At 59.5% G+C, this 14,761-nt stretch carries 9 protein-coding genes; 6 read left to right on the forward strand and 3 right to left on the reverse strand.

Translation table 11 applies throughout. The features are described 5' to 3' along the window. Window positions 1–4: 4 nt before the first annotated feature. Window positions 5–2,824 (reverse strand): bifunctional [glutamate--ammonia ligase]-adenylyl-L-tyrosine phosphorylase/[glutamate--ammonia-ligase] adenylyltransferase, encoded by a 2,820-nt coding sequence (glnE, locus tag BLT77_RS04000; protein WP_090362436.1) that lies wholly within the window; start codon window positions 2,822–2,824, stop codon window positions 5–7. Between the two features lie 73 nt (window positions 2,825–2,897). Here glnE and BLT77_RS04005 point away from each other — a divergent pair, with 73 nt between their 5' ends. Further along, on the forward strand, window positions 2,898–3,782 hold the full coding sequence (locus BLT77_RS04005; RefSeq protein ID WP_090362438.1) for a DUF350 domain-containing protein: 885 nt from the start codon (window positions 2,898–2,900) through the stop codon (window positions 3,780–3,782). A 7-nt stretch (window positions 3,783–3,789) separates the two neighbouring features. Then, window positions 3,790–4,623, forward strand: a complete 834-nt coding sequence (locus BLT77_RS04010; RefSeq protein ID WP_090362441.1) for a potassium channel family protein — start codon at window positions 3,790–3,792, stop codon at window positions 4,621–4,623. Here the strand turns inward: BLT77_RS04010 and BLT77_RS04015 are convergent. Further along, a complete protein-coding gene (locus tag BLT77_RS04015) occupies window positions 4,535–5,455 on the reverse strand; it encodes a CYTH domain-containing protein (RefSeq protein WP_090362444.1) in 921 nt (306 codons plus the stop codon). The two genes, BLT77_RS04010 and BLT77_RS04015, sit on opposite strands and share 89 nt — an antisense overlap. A 235-nt stretch (window positions 5,456–5,690) precedes the next feature. Between BLT77_RS04015 and BLT77_RS04020 the strand changes: the two genes are divergently transcribed. The 4 genes from BLT77_RS04020 (at window position 5,691) to putA (ending at window position 11,795) form a co-directional block, all read left to right on the forward strand. Beyond that, window positions 5,691–6,371, forward strand: coding sequence for a TIGR00153 family protein (locus tag BLT77_RS04020; protein WP_090362447.1), 681 nt, complete (start codon window positions 5,691–5,693; stop codon window positions 6,369–6,371). A gap of 27 nt (window positions 6,372–6,398) precedes the next feature. Then, a complete protein-coding gene (locus tag BLT77_RS04025) occupies window positions 6,399–7,667 on the forward strand; it encodes an inorganic phosphate transporter (RefSeq protein WP_090362450.1) in 1,269 nt (422 codons plus the stop codon). Window positions 7,668–7,739: 72 nt separating this feature from the next. Continuing rightward, window positions 7,740–8,366, forward strand: coding sequence for a TIGR04211 family SH3 domain-containing protein (locus BLT77_RS04030; RefSeq protein WP_090362454.1), 627 nt, complete (start codon window positions 7,740–7,742; stop codon window positions 8,364–8,366). A 258-nt stretch (window positions 8,367–8,624) separates the two neighbouring features. Then, entirely contained in the window at window positions 8,625–11,795 is a 3,171-nt protein-coding gene (putA, locus tag BLT77_RS04035) for a bifunctional proline dehydrogenase/L-glutamate gamma-semialdehyde dehydrogenase PutA (protein ID WP_090362456.1), read from the forward strand. 59 nt (window positions 11,796–11,854) lie between these two features. Here putA and BLT77_RS04040 read toward each other — a convergent pair whose 3' ends face one another. Further along, window positions 11,855–14,731: a DUF748 domain-containing protein gene (locus BLT77_RS04040; protein ID WP_090362461.1), complete on the reverse strand. Its 2,877-nt coding sequence runs from the start codon at window positions 14,729–14,731 to the stop codon at window positions 11,855–11,857. Between the last annotated feature and the right edge of the window lie 30 nt (window positions 14,732–14,761).

Here is a 14,761-nt window from a genome sequence, read left to right on the forward strand (position 1 = left end):
AATGTCAAAAAATCGCCTGCCACAGCGTCGCCACCTGCTCACACAACGGCGGCCTGTCCTTCATCGCAATCACCCCACTTTGGCCCGCCAGCACCAGGTGGTGGTTGCTGTCACGAATGTCGGTGTAGGTGCGTACCAACAGGTCGGCCTGCTCGGCACTCAGCAGGCCCTTCTCCAATGCCAGCTCCAGAATCCGGACGTTATCGGACCACCGGGTCAGCTCTGGCATCGCCTCACCATGGGCCAGCACCAGGTATTGAGTAATGAACTCGATGTCGGTGATGCCGCCGGGTCCCTGTTTCAAATCGAACTGATCGGCACCGCCCTTGAGCAGATGATCGCGCATCTTCTGCCGCATCTCGGCCACCTGCTGAGTCAACACCTTGCGTTCCCTGGGCTGACACAGCACCTGCTCACGAATGCCGTTGAACTGCTTCACCAACTCCGCCTCGCCATAGACCATTCGCGCCCGCACCAGGGCCTGATGCTCCCAGGTCCAGGCCTCCTGACGCTGATATTCGGCGTAACTGTTGATGTGGCTCACCAGCAGTCCGGAAGCACCGGAGGGCCGCAGACGCATGTCCACCTCATAGAGGATGCCGGAGAGGGTGCGGGTGGAGAACAGGTGCAGCACCCGCTGCGCCAGCTTAAGGTAGAAGTGGCCATTATCGATGGGCTTGTCGCCGTCGGTGCTGCCCGGCCGGGCATTATGCAGAAACACCAGATCCAGATCCGAGCCATACCCCAACTCCAGCCCTCCCAGCTTGCCGTAGGCCACCACCGCAAAGCCTTTGTCCGGCCCGGCTCCCGCCGGCGCGCCGTGGCGAACCAGCAGCTGTTGCCAGGCCTGGTTAACCACCTGCTCGATGATGGCCTCGGCCAGCCAGGTCAGGTGGTCGCTGACCTTCATCACCGGCAGCACCCCGGTAATGTCGGCGGCGGCGATGTGCAGCTGACTGATCTGCTTGAACTGCCGCAGCGCTTCCATCTGCTGCTCCATGTCCTCTTCGGGCACCCGCAACAGGAACTCCCGCAACTGGGCCGCATAACCATCCTGGGGCAGCACCTGATACAGCTGCATGGGGTCGATCAGTTCATCAAGCAGAATCGGATAGGCCGCCAGCTGTTCGGCGATCCAGGGACTGGCGGCACACAAACGCACCAGTTGCTGCCGCGCGGCGGGGTTTTCCAACAGCAGCTCCAGGTAGGTGGTTCGGGTCAGGATGGTGGCGACCACCGCCACCGTACGCTCAAATAATGGCACCTGCTCAGTTTTACCCGCCAACTCCAGCAGCAGCCTCGGCATCAACTTGTCCAGGGTATCGCGCCCCCGGGGGCCGATGGTGCGACGGGAGAACTCACTGCGAACCCGCATCAGCGGCCCCGCCAGCTCGGCTTCCAGCCCCTGCTCGCTCAAGATGGCGTCCACGTCAGGTTCCGGGTGCTGCCACAGTGCCGGCAGCTCACCCAGCTCCTCCTCATCCTGTTCACCGCCACCGATGGTCTCTTTGAACACTATATGGATGCCATCCATATGGATTTGAATCTGTTCCAGCAGCTGCGGATAATCGCTGTAGCCCATGGTCAGCGCCAATCGCAGCTGATCCTCCGGGTTGTCCGGCAGGGTCTGCGTCTGCTGATCCGCCAACGCCTGCAGCAGGTTTTCCAGTCGTCTCAAAAAACGGTAGCCGTCCTGGAGGCGGCGAAAATCCTGACCGTTGATGCAGTTGCTACGCTGCAGCTCCGCCAGCACCGGCAACAGTTGCTGGCGCCGCAACGCCGGCTCGCGTCCGCCACGGATCAACTGGTGGGTCTGAACCACAAACTCCACCTCCCGAATCCCGCCCCGGCCAAGTTTAATGTTGTTGGTCAGGGCACTGCGTCTGAGCTGGGACTCGATCAACGCCTTCATCCGCCGCAGGGCATCGATGGCGGAAAAATCCAGATAGCGGCGATAGATAAAGGGTCGCAGCAACTTCGCCAGGGCGTCACCCGGCTGGCAGTCTCCCATCACCCGCGCCTTGACCATGGCGTAGCGCTCCCACTCACGCCCCTGTTCCTGATAGTAATCCTCGATGGCATCGAAGCTGACCGCCAGCGGCCCGGCCTCGCCAAAAGGACGCAGCCTCATGTCGACCCGGTAACAGAAGCCGTCACCGTCCACGTCGGCCAGCAACGCGATCAGTTTCTGCCCGAGGCGAATAAAATACTGTTGGTTGTCCAGCTGCCGGTCGCCGTCGGTGCAGCCGTTTTCCGGATAGGTGAAGATAAGATCGATGTCGGATGAGAAGTTGAGCTCGCCGCCCCCCAGTTTGCCCATCCCCAGGATCAACAGGCTTTGCCGCTGGCCCTGGGCATCACAGGGGTAGCCATAGCGGCCGGACAGAAACTGGGCCAGCCAGTCGCGGCTGGCCACAATCAGGGCCTCGGCCAGTTCCGACAGGTGCGCCAGCGATTCGTCCAGGCCGGCGTAACCGAGAATGTCGCGGCTGGCGATCACCATCATCTGCCGCTGCCTGAATCGTCTCAATGCCCGTTTGGCTTCGACTTCAGACTGACACTGGGCCAGAGCCTGAGTCAGCTCCGGCAGATACTGGGGGTGACGCAGGTGCTGTGACAAGGCCGCAAAAAATGGCGCCAGCCACTGGCTGTCGCGGCTCATCTGGGTACCGATGAAATCAGAAACTGCAAACAACAGCAGCAGTTGCTGTCGCTGCGACGGCGGCAGATTCGCCGCCGCTTCGGATTCAAATCGGGCAAAATGATGCCGAGCCTGCTGCTGCAGCGGCGAAGGGAGGTTGTCGAACTCAAACGGCAGGCTCATAATAACTTCCTGTGATGACGGATCTTTCTGCGATTACCTTAGCAGAAACCAGGGAGGAAGGCAGCGGGTGACAATGGCTCAATGGTGGCAACCGGACTGGGGATACCTGGGACTGGAGATCGGCGTCAGCCTGGCGCTGTTTACCCTGTTACGCTTCAGCCAGGGCTGGTGGGAAGGGGTCAGCAGCCAGCAGGAACTGGCCGACAGGGACAACGTCGCCTTTGGCATCAGCACCTCGGGATCTTTGCTGGCGATGGCCATGGTCATCAGCGGCATCCTGCCGCGGACGGGCGCCGCCGGTTACCTCGAGCAGGGGCTGAGTTTGGCCTGCTTCGGCCTCAGCGGCCTGCTGCTGATCCGCATCAGCCTGTGGGTCAACGACCGTTTCGCCATCGATCGCATCGAGAAGAAAGCCCAGATACTGGCGGGCAACCTGGCCATGGCACTGACCGATGCCAGCGCCGCCATCGCCGCGGCCCTGGTGGTGCGCGCCCTGCTTCAGCAGCTAACACCCGCCCCCAGTTTTATGGCGTTCATCAGCTATGCCCTCCTCTACCTTGCCAGCCTGGCGCTGCTGACGGTCATCAGCCACGGCATTCAGTGGCTGCACAACCGCCGAAGCTATGGCCCATTCCAGCAAGCCATCGGCCAGGATCAGCGTTCTGTCGCGTTAAATCACAGTGGCATCATCCTGGCCTCGGCCATGGTGATGGCCAACGCCATTCCCCTGACCGATGGCAACATTCACCGCCCCCTGTTACTGCTGTGGCAATGGCTGAGCACCAGTCTCGTCGGCCTGATGATTCTGGTCCTGTGGCAGCGTCTGCTCAGCGCCTGGGTGATGCTCAAAATCAATCCCGATAAAGAGATTGCCCTGCAGGACAACGGCGGCATCGCCGCCCTGGCCGCCGCTCAATGGATCGGCGTCGCCTGGCTGCTTGATGCCATCATGAATTGAGAGAACTATGAAAAAAGAGTCACTAAGCCCCAGAGAACTGGGAATGATGCTGCTGTCACTGTTGTCGGTGATCATCGTACTGGTCATCGCCTTCAACGACGAAACCAAGGAATCGATACGGCTGCTGATCCTCATCGACTTCGCCATCTGTATGGTGTTCATCAGCAACTTTTTCTGGGGGCTGGTTAAGTCAGATTACAAAGGGCACTACCTTCGCAACCACTGGATCGATCTGGTCGCCTCGTTGCCGATGATCGAACAACTGCGTTATGCGCGGATATTCCAGGTACTGCGGGTCATCCGTCTGGTACGGATGAGCCGTTCACTGCTGAAGCCGTTTCTGCAGCACAAACGGGAAACCACCGTCACCAGCCTGCTGGTGGGCCTGGTAACCGTGCTGACCCTATCCTCGGTGCTGATCCTGCTATTCGAAGACGGCGTCGCCGGCGCCAACATCACTACCGCCGAAGACGCCATCTGGTGGGCCTTGGTGACCATCTCTACCGTTGGTTACGGCGATTTCTACCCAATCACCATGGAGGGGCGCGTCATCGGCGCAGTGGTGATCGTTTGCGGCGTCAGCTTTTTCGGCATCGTTGCCGGTTACCTGGCCTCGGTCTTTGTCTCCCCCGAAGAGGAGGAGAAACTGCACCAGCAAAACCAACAATTACAGCAGCGCTCCGATGAGCTGGAGCGACAACTGAAGCGCCTGCATCAGCAAAATGAGCAGATACTGGCCCGGTTGGAAACTCTTACCCCTGCTCCTGCTCCTGCTCCAGTACCCGTGCCAACAGTGCCAGCTGAACCTGACCATAGCCCGGATTCGCCAGCAAAGTCCTGAGCCTTTGCCCGGGATCCTCGGCGTCCACCAACGCCTGCCCCAATGCTCCCAGGCGCATCGCCAGTGCCGGCTCTGTGGCCATCAGCGCCTGAGTCAGGGTATTGAACTGGGTTATCAGGGCCCGGCGGGCACCGTCGTGCCCGGCCAGCAGGGCCGATTCATTGGCCTGCCAGGCTGACAGCCCCTGTGCCAAACTGAGAGGCGCTTCCGTTTCCAGCGCCATCGGCGGCTGCAGTCCGGCCAGTCGATACCCCCGGGCGGCTTTACTGGCCCGCCCCAGGCGCAGGGCAAACCGCTTAGCCAGTGTCTGGGCCAACGCCAGCGCACTGGCCAGACTCCCCTCTATCAACTCCAGCTCCAGCTCATCGATGGTGTCACTGCGACCATCGGCCAACACCTCTCCCTGGTCCAGGGCCACCTCAAGCCGGGTGCCGTCCGCCAACTGGAGCTCAATGGCATGACGATCAAAATTGGTGGCAAACTGCTGCTGCAACTGACGCTGCAACTCGGCCACATCCGCCCCCTGCCACACCAATGCCGGAAATGTGCTCAAGTCCGGCCAGTCGCCATCCAGGTCAAGGTTATACTCCGGCCGCCGGTGGATGCCGGCAACCGAGGTACCGGCGGTTTTAATGGTTTGTTCACGGGCCCGCCCCTTTTGGCGTACCCTTAGACCAATGTCCATCTGACGCAGAGCCAGGGCAGGCGTATCGAAATATTGGTTGATCAGGTAGTGTCGTGATTCCTTCAGCACCTGGCCATGCTCCGACAGGGCATCGACAAGCTGATGGTGGTTCACTCCGGTCAAAAGAAGCTTTAATTCAGTTTCCATAAGTAGTTAAAATTAGTGAAATCTTCAATTTACTGTCAGCAAGGTGTCACATTGTCATATAAGTGTCACACAACTGTCCTAGGATTCGCCCGACCTTGGAAATCGGCGCTTTTATAGCGCATGGTTCTAAAATGAACCCCCCAAGGTCGACTATTTGATGTTGCTTATATTGGTGCATAGGGTAACATGCGCGCGCCAATGCAATTGAGCTCAATACCCAGAAGGTTATTTGGCTATGCCAGTGAACTCGATCTTAGGTGTCTTTGCAAAGTCACCGATTAAACCGCTTCAAGAGCACATGCAGAAAGTGCATGAAGCGTCCAAAAAGCTGATTCCATTTATGGAAGCAGTAATCGACCAACAGTGGGATGACGCCCGCGCAATGCAAGCGGAAGTAAGCCGCCTGGAGCGCGAAGCCGACTCTCTGAAGCGGGAGATCCGTCTGACCCTGCCCGGGGGCCTGTTCATGCCGGTAGAACGTACCGACATGCTCGAGCTTCTGACTCAGCAGGATAAGATCGCCAATAAGGCCAAAGACATTGCCGGCCGCATTATTGGGCGAGAGATGGTGATGCCTGCAGAACTACAGGAAGATTTAAAAGCCTATCTACAACGCTGCATTGACGCAGTATCTCAAGCCGCCAAGGCCATTAACGAACTGGACGATCTTCTGGAAACCGGCTTCCGTGGCCGTGAAGTGAATCTGGTCGAAGAGATGATTCAGCAACTGGACCGCATCGAAGACGACACCGATCATATGCAGATTATCCTGCGCCGTCGTTTGTTCAGCATTGAGGACACCCTCAATCCTGTGGATGTGATGTTCCTGTACAAAATTCTTGAGTGGGCCGGCGATTTGGCCGACCAGGCAGAGCGTGTAGGCTCGCGTCTGGAGCTTATGCTCGCTCGCGCATGATGCGAAAACAATAGTTAAGGTTTTACCATGGTTGAAGTACTGGTAAATTACGGCCCCTGGTTGATTTTGGTGGCTGCAGTATTCGGTTTTCTGATGGCTTACGGTATTGGCGCCAACGACGTCGCCAATGCGATGGGAACCTCTGTGGGTTCCGGCGCACTGACCATTAAACAAGCCATTATCATTGCAATGATTTTCGAGTTCGCGGGTGCCTATCTGGCTGGTGGCGAAGTGACCTCGACAATCCGTAAGGGGATCATCGATTCCGCCTACTTTGTCGACAGCCCCGAGCTGTTGGTGTACGGCATGATCTCCGCTCTGCTGGCCGCGGGTATCTGGCTGGTTGCGGCCTCTTTCCTCGGTTGGCCAGTGTCCACCACCCACTCCATCATTGGCGCCATCATCGGTTTTGCCTCCGTGGGAGTCGGGGTTGACGCCGTCTCCTGGAGCAAGGTTGCCGGCATCGTCGGCTCCTGGATTGTGACCCCCGCCATCGCTGGTTTCATCGCCTATCTAATTTTCCAAAGTGCCCAAAAGCTGATTTTTGATACCGAAGATCCGCTTAAAAATGCCAAGCGCTGGGTACCGCTCTACATGGGTCTGGCTGGCCTGGTCATCTCTCTGGTGACCATCAAGAAGGGTCTGAAGCACGTCGGTCTGCACTTCGACAACGCCGAAGCCTGGGGCCTGGCACTGCTGGTTTCCGTGATCGTCGCCATCATCGGCAAGTTCTTTATCGGTCGCCTCAAATTCGACCCCAGCGCCAACAAAGACACCCACTTTGCCAATGTAGAGAAGGTGTTTGCGGTACTGATGATCGTTACCGCCTGTGGTATGGCCTTTGCGCACGGCTCCAACGACGTCGCCAACGCCATCGGCCCTCTGGCCGCCGTGGTGTCCATTGTCCATGCGGAAGGCATCATCACTGCCAAGGCCGGTCTTGCCTGGTGGATTCTGCCTCTGGGTGGCGTCGGTATTGTTATCGGTCTGGCGACCCTGGGCAGCCGGGTAATCACCACCATCGGTAAAAACATCACCCACCTGACCCCAAGCCGAGGCTTTGCCGCCGAACTGGCTGCTGCATCCACCGTGGTGATCGCCTCCGGTACCGGCCTGCCAATCTCCACCACCCAAACCCTGGTCGGTGCGGTATTGGGTGTAGGCATGGCCCGCGGTATCGCCGCCCTGAACCTGGGCGTGGTGCGCAACATCGTAGTGTCCTGGGTCATCACCCTGCCTGCCGGTGCAGGCCTGTCGATCGTAATCTTCTACCTGATTCGCGCGATTATGAGTTAATATCAGGTTAGGATAATACCCGCTGTCTTCCACGGGCAGCGGGTTTTTTTGGTTTTGAAAAGGCACAAAAACATGCGCAAGACATTGGCAGGTTCTGCTTTTCTGCTCAGTCTTCTGTTTGCAGTAGGCGCGCCGGTAAAGGCACAAGAGCTCAGTATCTCCGAAGACATCTACGTCTACCTGGTGGCCGGTCCCGGCAACCAGTTCCGCATTCTGGGGTCGGTGCCTGCCGGCACCCCGGTCACCGCCACCGGAAAAACTCAGGGTGACTACGTCCAGATCACCGATGACAAAGGCCGTACCGGTTGGATCAAAGAGGATCAGCTGGCCCGGGGTGAGAGCTTCCGCCTGGCCGTGCCCCGACTCAACCTGGAGGTCAGCAGCCTCCAGCAGCAACTGCAGCAGCAGCAACAGCAAAACAACCAGCTACTGAGCCAGGTTGAGCAGCTGAACAGTCAGCTCGAGGAGAGCCAACGTTCGGCGATGAACACCGAGGCGGATCTGAAAACCACCCTCGACAGCCTCTCCATCGAGAATGAGCAGCTCAAGGCTGAAAACAAGAGCATGAAGAACAGCGAGCGCTGGCAGTGGCTGCAACAGGGTGGCCTGGTGGCCGGTGGCGGCCTGCTGGTGGGCTTGATTCTGGCCTACCTGCCGCGACCTCAGCGTCGACGCAAATCTTCAGGAGGCTGGGTCTGAACCAGGCTGGATTCCCCCTGTAAAAAGGTAACTCAATAGGCTGATTTTAAAATCATTTTCATTGGAGTTACCGATTCAATCCAGGCGCCATATCGTGGCGCCTTTTGTTTGTCCGCCGACCACTGAACAATCCTTAGCCAAAGGCTGTTCCAGGTCACAATTTGGCGATATACTGTGCGCGCCATCAGCGCGGATTGTATACAAAAACAACCCAGTTCACAGCAATCCGTGCCCCCCATGGAATACGAGGGACACGCAATGTTTAAAGCAAGCCAAGTACTGGCGAATGGAATACCCACCGATCTCCCCAGCCTGAGGGAAGCGATCAGTACCAGCCACGGCGCCGATGAGTCGGCCTACCTGCAGGAGCTGCTGCAGCTGGTGCCGCAGGATCAGGAGACCATCGAGCGCATCACCCGCAAGGCCGGGAATCTGGTGACTGAAGTGCGCGGTGTGGAAAAGAAAGGCCTTGCCATCGGTATCGACGCCTTCCTACAGCAATACAGCCTGGACACCCAAGAAGGGATCATCCTGATGTGTCTGGCGGAAGCGCTGCTCCGTATCCCCGATGCCGCCACCGCCGACGCCCTGATTGAGGACAAGCTCTCCGGCGCCGATTGGAGCAGCCACCTGAAGGAATCCGATTCCGTATTGGTGAACGCCTCCACCTGGGGTCTGATGCTCACCGGCAAGGTGGTCACCCTGGACAGAACACTGGACGGTAACCCCAACAACCTGCTGGCCCGACTGGTGAACCGGGTCGGAGAGCCCATCATCCGCAAGGCGATGTACGCCGCCATGAAGATCATGGGCAAGCAATTCGTACTGGGCCGCTCCATCAACGAGGCCCTGAAGAACAGCGAAGACAATCGCGGCATCGGCTATACCCACTCCTACGACATGCTGGGAGAAGGCGCCCTGACCCACGCCGATGCCAAACGCCATTTCCAGGAGTATGTGGACGCCATCCACACCCTAGGCAACCACCAGTACCGCAACGCCGATGCTCCGATTCCCACCATCTCGGTGAAGCTCACGGCCATCCACCCCAAATTCGACGCCGCCCACAGAGAGCGGGTACTGGACGAACTCTATGACTGGATGATTGAACTGATCCAGTTGGGCCGAAAATTCGGTGTCGGCATCACCATGGATGCCGAAGAGGCGGATCGGTTGGAACTGTACGTCGATCTGTTTGAAAAACTGTATCGCAGTGAGGCCGCCAAGGGCTGGGGTAACCTGGGCTCCGTCGTACAGGCTTACGCCAAAACCGCTCTGCCAGTACTGTGCTGGTTTAACACACTGGCCGCCGAACAGGGCGATCGCATCCCGATCCGCCTGGTCAAGGGGGCCTATTGGGACAGTGAGATCAAACACTGTCAGCAGTTGGGGGTCGACAACTATCCGGTGTTCACCCGCAAGTCCGCCACCGATGTGTCCTACCTGGCCTGTGCCCGGTTCCTGCTGTCGAACCTGACCCAGGGCAACATCTATCCCCAGTTCGCCAGCCACAACGCCCACACCGTGGCCGCCATTCTCGATATGGCCGGCGACCGCGACATTGAGTTCCAGCGACTGCATGGCATGGGCCAGGAGTTGTATGACCCGGTTCTGTCCACGCATCACCAGCCAGTGCGCATCTACGCCCCCGTTGGCGCCCACGAAGACCTGCTGCCCTACCTGGTTCGACGTCTGCTGGAAAACGGGGCCAACTCCTCGTTCGTGCATAAGGTCATCGATCCCAACACCCCGGTAGAGAGTCTGATCGAGCACCCGGCCACCACGCTGACGGCCTGTCCGACCCTACACAACAACAAGATTGTCCTGCCACAGGCTATTTTTGGCAGCGAGCGTCAGAACTCGAAAGGAATCAATATGAACATCGCCGCAGAATCCCGCCCCTTCTTCGCTAAACTGGACAGCTTCAAGGACAGCCAGTGGCAAGCCGCTCCACTGGTGGATGGCCAGCCCATACTGTGTGGCGAAGAGCGCAAGGTCACCAGCCCGCAAAATCACGGCCAACAGGTCGGCCAGGTGCACTTTGCCGATGCCGAGACCATAGAAAAAGCCGTTCAGGTCGCCAATGCCGGTTTCCCTATCTGGAGCCGCACCGACGTGGATCTGCGTGCCGGTGCCATCGAAACCCTGGCCGACCTGCTGGAAAGCCACCGGGAAGAGTTGATCGCCCTGTGCACCCGCGAAGCGGGCAAGACCCTTCAGGACGGCATCGACGAAGTGCGGGAAGCGGTGGACTTCTGCCGCTACTACGCGGTTCAGGCCCGCAAGATGCAGGGTGAGCCGACCACACTGCCCGGCCCCACCGGTGAACTTAACGAGCTGTTTGTCCAGGGGCGTGGCACCTTCCTGTGCATCAGCCCGTGGAACTTTCCGCTGGCGATCTTCCTCGGCCAGGTGGTTGCCGCCCTGGTCACCGGCAATACCGTGATTGCCAAGCCGGCCGAACAAACCAACCTGGTGGCCTATCGGGCAGTGCAACTGGCCCATGAAGCCGGCATCCCCACCGCCGCCCTGCAGCTGCTGCCCGGCAGCGGCGCCCTAGTGGGCGGTACCCTCACCAGTGACGATCGCATCGCCGGCGTCTGCTTCACCGGATCCACTCAAACCGCCAAGGTGATCAATCGCTCCCTGGCGGGCCGGGACGGCGCCATCGTGCCCCTGGTGGCGGAAACCGGTGGCCAAAACGCCATGGTGGTGGACTCCACCTCCCTGCCGGAGCAGGTGGTTAAGGACGCCGTACAGTCCGCCTTTACCAGCGCAGGTCAACGCTGCTCGGCGCTGCGGGTGATGTACGTACAGGAGGAGATCGCCGACAAGCTGATCGATCTGCTCAAGGGGGCCATGGCCGAACTGCATGTGGGCAACCCGGCCCTGCACAAGACCGACCTTGGCCCGGTCATCGACGCCACCGCCCAGAGCAACCTCAACGGCCATATCGATCGCATCACCAAAGAGGGCACACTGCTGTTCCAGGCGCCGCTCTCCTCGGAGTGCAAACACGGCCATTTCGTTCAGCCGACCGCGGTTGAGATTCGCCACATCGGCCAGTTGGAGAAGGAGCACTTCGGCCCCATTCTGCACGTGATTCGCTATCAGGCCAGCCAGATCGACCAGGTGATCGAAGAGATCAACAGCACCGGCTTTGGCCTCACTCTCGGGATTCACAGCCGCAACGAGACCCACGCTCAGTCGATCGCCGATCAGGTGAATGTCGGCAACGCCTACATCAACCGTAATCAGGTGGGTGCCGTAGTGGGTGTGCAACCCTTCGGTGGCCAGGGCCTGTCCGGCACCGGACCCAAAGCGGGCGGCCCCCACTACCTGACTCGCTTCGTGACCGAGAAAACCCGCAGTAACAACATCACCGCCATCGGCGGCAATGCCACGCTGCTCACCCTGGGTGACGGTTAACCGGTCAGCGTTCAACAAAAAGCCCGCGCCTTGGCGCGGGCTTTTTACTCTGGTCAACGTCAGTTACCGGCATCCAGCTCCAAAATGACCTTGGTACCGCTTCGATCCAACTCAACCCGACTCTCCCGAATGAACACCCGGTTAGCCTCCAGCCCCAGATCGTCACTCAGCACCCGCTTAACCGCATCGGCACGCGCCGCCGCCAAGGCCGCCAGTTCATCGTCGGCAACCCGGGTCTGAGCAAGCAACTGACGGTACAATTCGGCGCGCCAGCCTGCATCATTGTCGGCATAGCCGGCTTTCAGTGCCTCGGCGGCACCAGTTCCGCGAGTCGCATCATAGGCGGCCCGCAGGGCCTCCTCCAGCGCCGGATCCGGCGCCTGGTCGTTAACGTCGCCGGTGGCTCCCAGGCGAGGATCCAACCGGGCTTTGGCCAGGGCGCGGCCATCGACGGCAGGCATCACCGCTCCCTGTACCGACAACGTCAACTTAGGTCGCTGTGTCAGCGCCGACACCAGCTGTTTCAGCTGCCCCTTCTCAGCCACCGGCACCTGGTGGCTCCCGGCCAGAAACATCACCTCATTGGCGGGCTCTTCTCCCCCCAGCAGGCTGCCCAGTAGCGAGAAGGGTGAGGTGACAATTTTGGTGATAGCATTAAACAGAGCCTTGCCAACCAGCGGACCAATGGCAAAATCCGGCTCGTCGACGTTGCCACTGACCTCCAGCCCCAGATCGATGACGCCATTGGCATCCTGCATCAAAGCGATGGCCAGGGCCACCGGAAGACTGGTGGCCTTATCCGAGTCACTGCGTTTACCCAGCTTCAATTTATCGATCACCACCTGGTTGCTGCCGCGAAGCATTCGATCCTCGAGGGCATAATGCAGCGCCAAATCCAGCTGACCCTGATCGATGTAATACCCGGCATAGGTGCCGGAATAGGCATTCAGTGACGTCAGATCGAGGTTATCAAAGGTCAGGGCCAGGTCGATAAAGCTCTCCACCGCCAGCGGTTGCAGCTCTCCGGTGAGGCTCATGGGAGCGTAACGATCCACCTGCCCCTGAATGTCGACCACCGCCCGGGAGGCGGGATTCGAGCTCAGCCCTTCGATGCTGCCTCCCAGGGTTTCGATGCCAGTGGCGAACTTCGGTGTCAGGCTGTTATCAGCAAAGAACGCGCCGCCATCGTTAAGCTCGATCCGTTTGATCGCAATGGCCATCGGCTCTGAGGTGGCCTCCTGAGTTTGAGCCTCCTCAGGCTGCGAGCTGGCCGGGGTGGTGCCTGAGGGGGCGATCAACGCCTGAATGTTGGTGCTGCCATCCTCTTCGATGATCACCCGGGCATAAGGCTGGTTGACCGCCACCGTGTCGATGGACAGCGCCAGTGGCAGGGTGGTCAACGACATATCCGCCACCTTCAGAGACTGCCACTTCACAAAGTCACGCCCCTGATCCGGATCCTGAGTCACCAGATCCGTTACCGTCAGCTCACCATCGTAACTGAGCGCCAGCGGCGACAGCTCCTCAATGGTCAGGCTCCCCTGTGTGGCCAGCTGTCCCTGGGTCAGAGACAACGGCACCAAAGACTGCCAATAGGGCAGGGTATCGGTCAGGGCGAACTCCGCCAGGCTCAATCGACTGGTCAGGGAAAACGGCTGGGGAACCAACTGACCATCAAAGGTTAACGGGCTACGCTCATTAACGCGACTGGTCACCGACACCTCGATGGCCTGACTCAGATCGGTGCTTATCGGACCCACACCGGCCTGATCCAGATCCAGACGCCAACGGGCAATCTCAGGCTGGGTGGTATCGGTAAACGCCAGCCCCAGATCACGCAGCTGGAGCCGCGCCAGATTCACCTGCCAAGGCGATGGCGGCGCCTCCCCCGGCGGAGGCGGTGTCGAATCTCGGCGCTCGGCCATCAGTCGGGCCCAGTCCAGCCCTTGAGGATCCAGTCGCATGCTGGCCTGGCCACCACTTAGGGTGACACTGTCCAGCCCGACGCGCTGTTCCAGCAGCGACAACTCGACACCCGTCGCTGACAGGGAGTCCAGATTGAGCAAGGGCTGCTGCTCCCGGGTCAGGGCCAGATCGTTCAGTGTCACCCGGCTCGGCGCCAGAGCCAACTCCAGGTCATCCCCTTGTTGAGCCAGGCGCAAGCCAAACTGCGCATCCAACCGCCCCTGCTCCAGTTCAAATTCAAACAGTCTGGCGACAAAGGGCCAGTAACGAGTCAGATCGGCCCGTTTCAGCTGACCATCCAGGTTCAGAGTCAATGGATTTAGACCGGCCACCGCAGTCAGCGACAACGTGCCGCCGCCCTTACCCGTCAAGTCCAATTGCAACCGGTTATCCTGGGCCGCCAGCGCCAGCTCCGTTGCCTGCAGCTGCAGCTGGGTCAACTCGGTGCTGGCCCCATCCTGCTGCTGATACTGGACCCGGCCTTGCGACAGGTGAAAACGGTCTACGGTGACCCCGGGCAGATCAGACGACGACGCAGACGGGCTCGGTTCTGCCGACGGGGTCGCCAGTAGCGGTGCCAAAACCTGCATCAGGTTGGAGTCGCCCCCCTCTCGTTCGACATAATTCACATAGGGCGCAGTGAGAGACACTTCGCGCAGGCAAGCCTGCCAGCTGAACAGTGACCGCCAGGGGTCAAGATCCACAGAGAAATGTTCAAGGCCCGCCAGCGACTGCCCATCGACATCAACCAGTGCCAATCGATGCAGCTGCAACTGCCAGGTCAGAGGGTGAAACTGAGCCTGTTCCAGCGTCAACTGGCCGTTCAGCTGTTCACCGGCCAGTTGGGGTAACTGGCGCTCAATCACTCTGGGCAGAACCCAACCGCTCAGTAACAGATACAGGCCGAACAGCGCCAATACCACAGTAATGCGTTTGATCCAGGGTCGCGCCCACACAGTTTTAATATCCACACAGCTCCCTAGTCGAAAACGACAACCTTA

Source organism: Ferrimonas sediminum (assembly GCF_900100175.1).
Classification (GTDB): domain Bacteria; phylum Pseudomonadota; class Gammaproteobacteria; order Enterobacterales; family Shewanellaceae; genus Ferrimonas; species Ferrimonas sediminum.

Bases quoted from the DNA above. Each gene is read 5' to 3' on its own strand.
- glnE (WP_090362436.1), bottom strand. From the start codon at position 2,824: ATGAGCCTGCCGTTTGAGTTCGACAACCTCCCTTCGCCGCTGCAGCAG.
- BLT77_RS04005 (WP_090362438.1), top strand. From the start codon at position 2,898: ATGGCTCAATGGTGGCAACCGGACTGGGGATACCTGGGACTGGAGATC.
- BLT77_RS04010 (WP_090362441.1), top strand. From the start codon at position 3,790: ATGAAAAAAGAGTCACTAAGCCCCAGAGAACTGGGAATGATGCTGCTG.
- BLT77_RS04015 (WP_090362444.1), bottom strand. From the start codon at position 5,455: ATGGAAACTGAATTAAAGCTTCTTTTGACCGGAGTGAACCACCATCAG.
- BLT77_RS04020 (WP_090362447.1), top strand. From the start codon at position 5,691: ATGCCAGTGAACTCGATCTTAGGTGTCTTTGCAAAGTCACCGATTAAA.
- BLT77_RS04025 (WP_090362450.1), top strand. From the start codon at position 6,399: ATGGTTGAAGTACTGGTAAATTACGGCCCCTGGTTGATTTTGGTGGCT.
- BLT77_RS04030 (WP_090362454.1), top strand. From the start codon at position 7,740: ATGCGCAAGACATTGGCAGGTTCTGCTTTTCTGCTCAGTCTTCTGTTT.
- putA (WP_090362456.1), top strand. From the start codon at position 8,625: ATGTTTAAAGCAAGCCAAGTACTGGCGAATGGAATACCCACCGATCTC.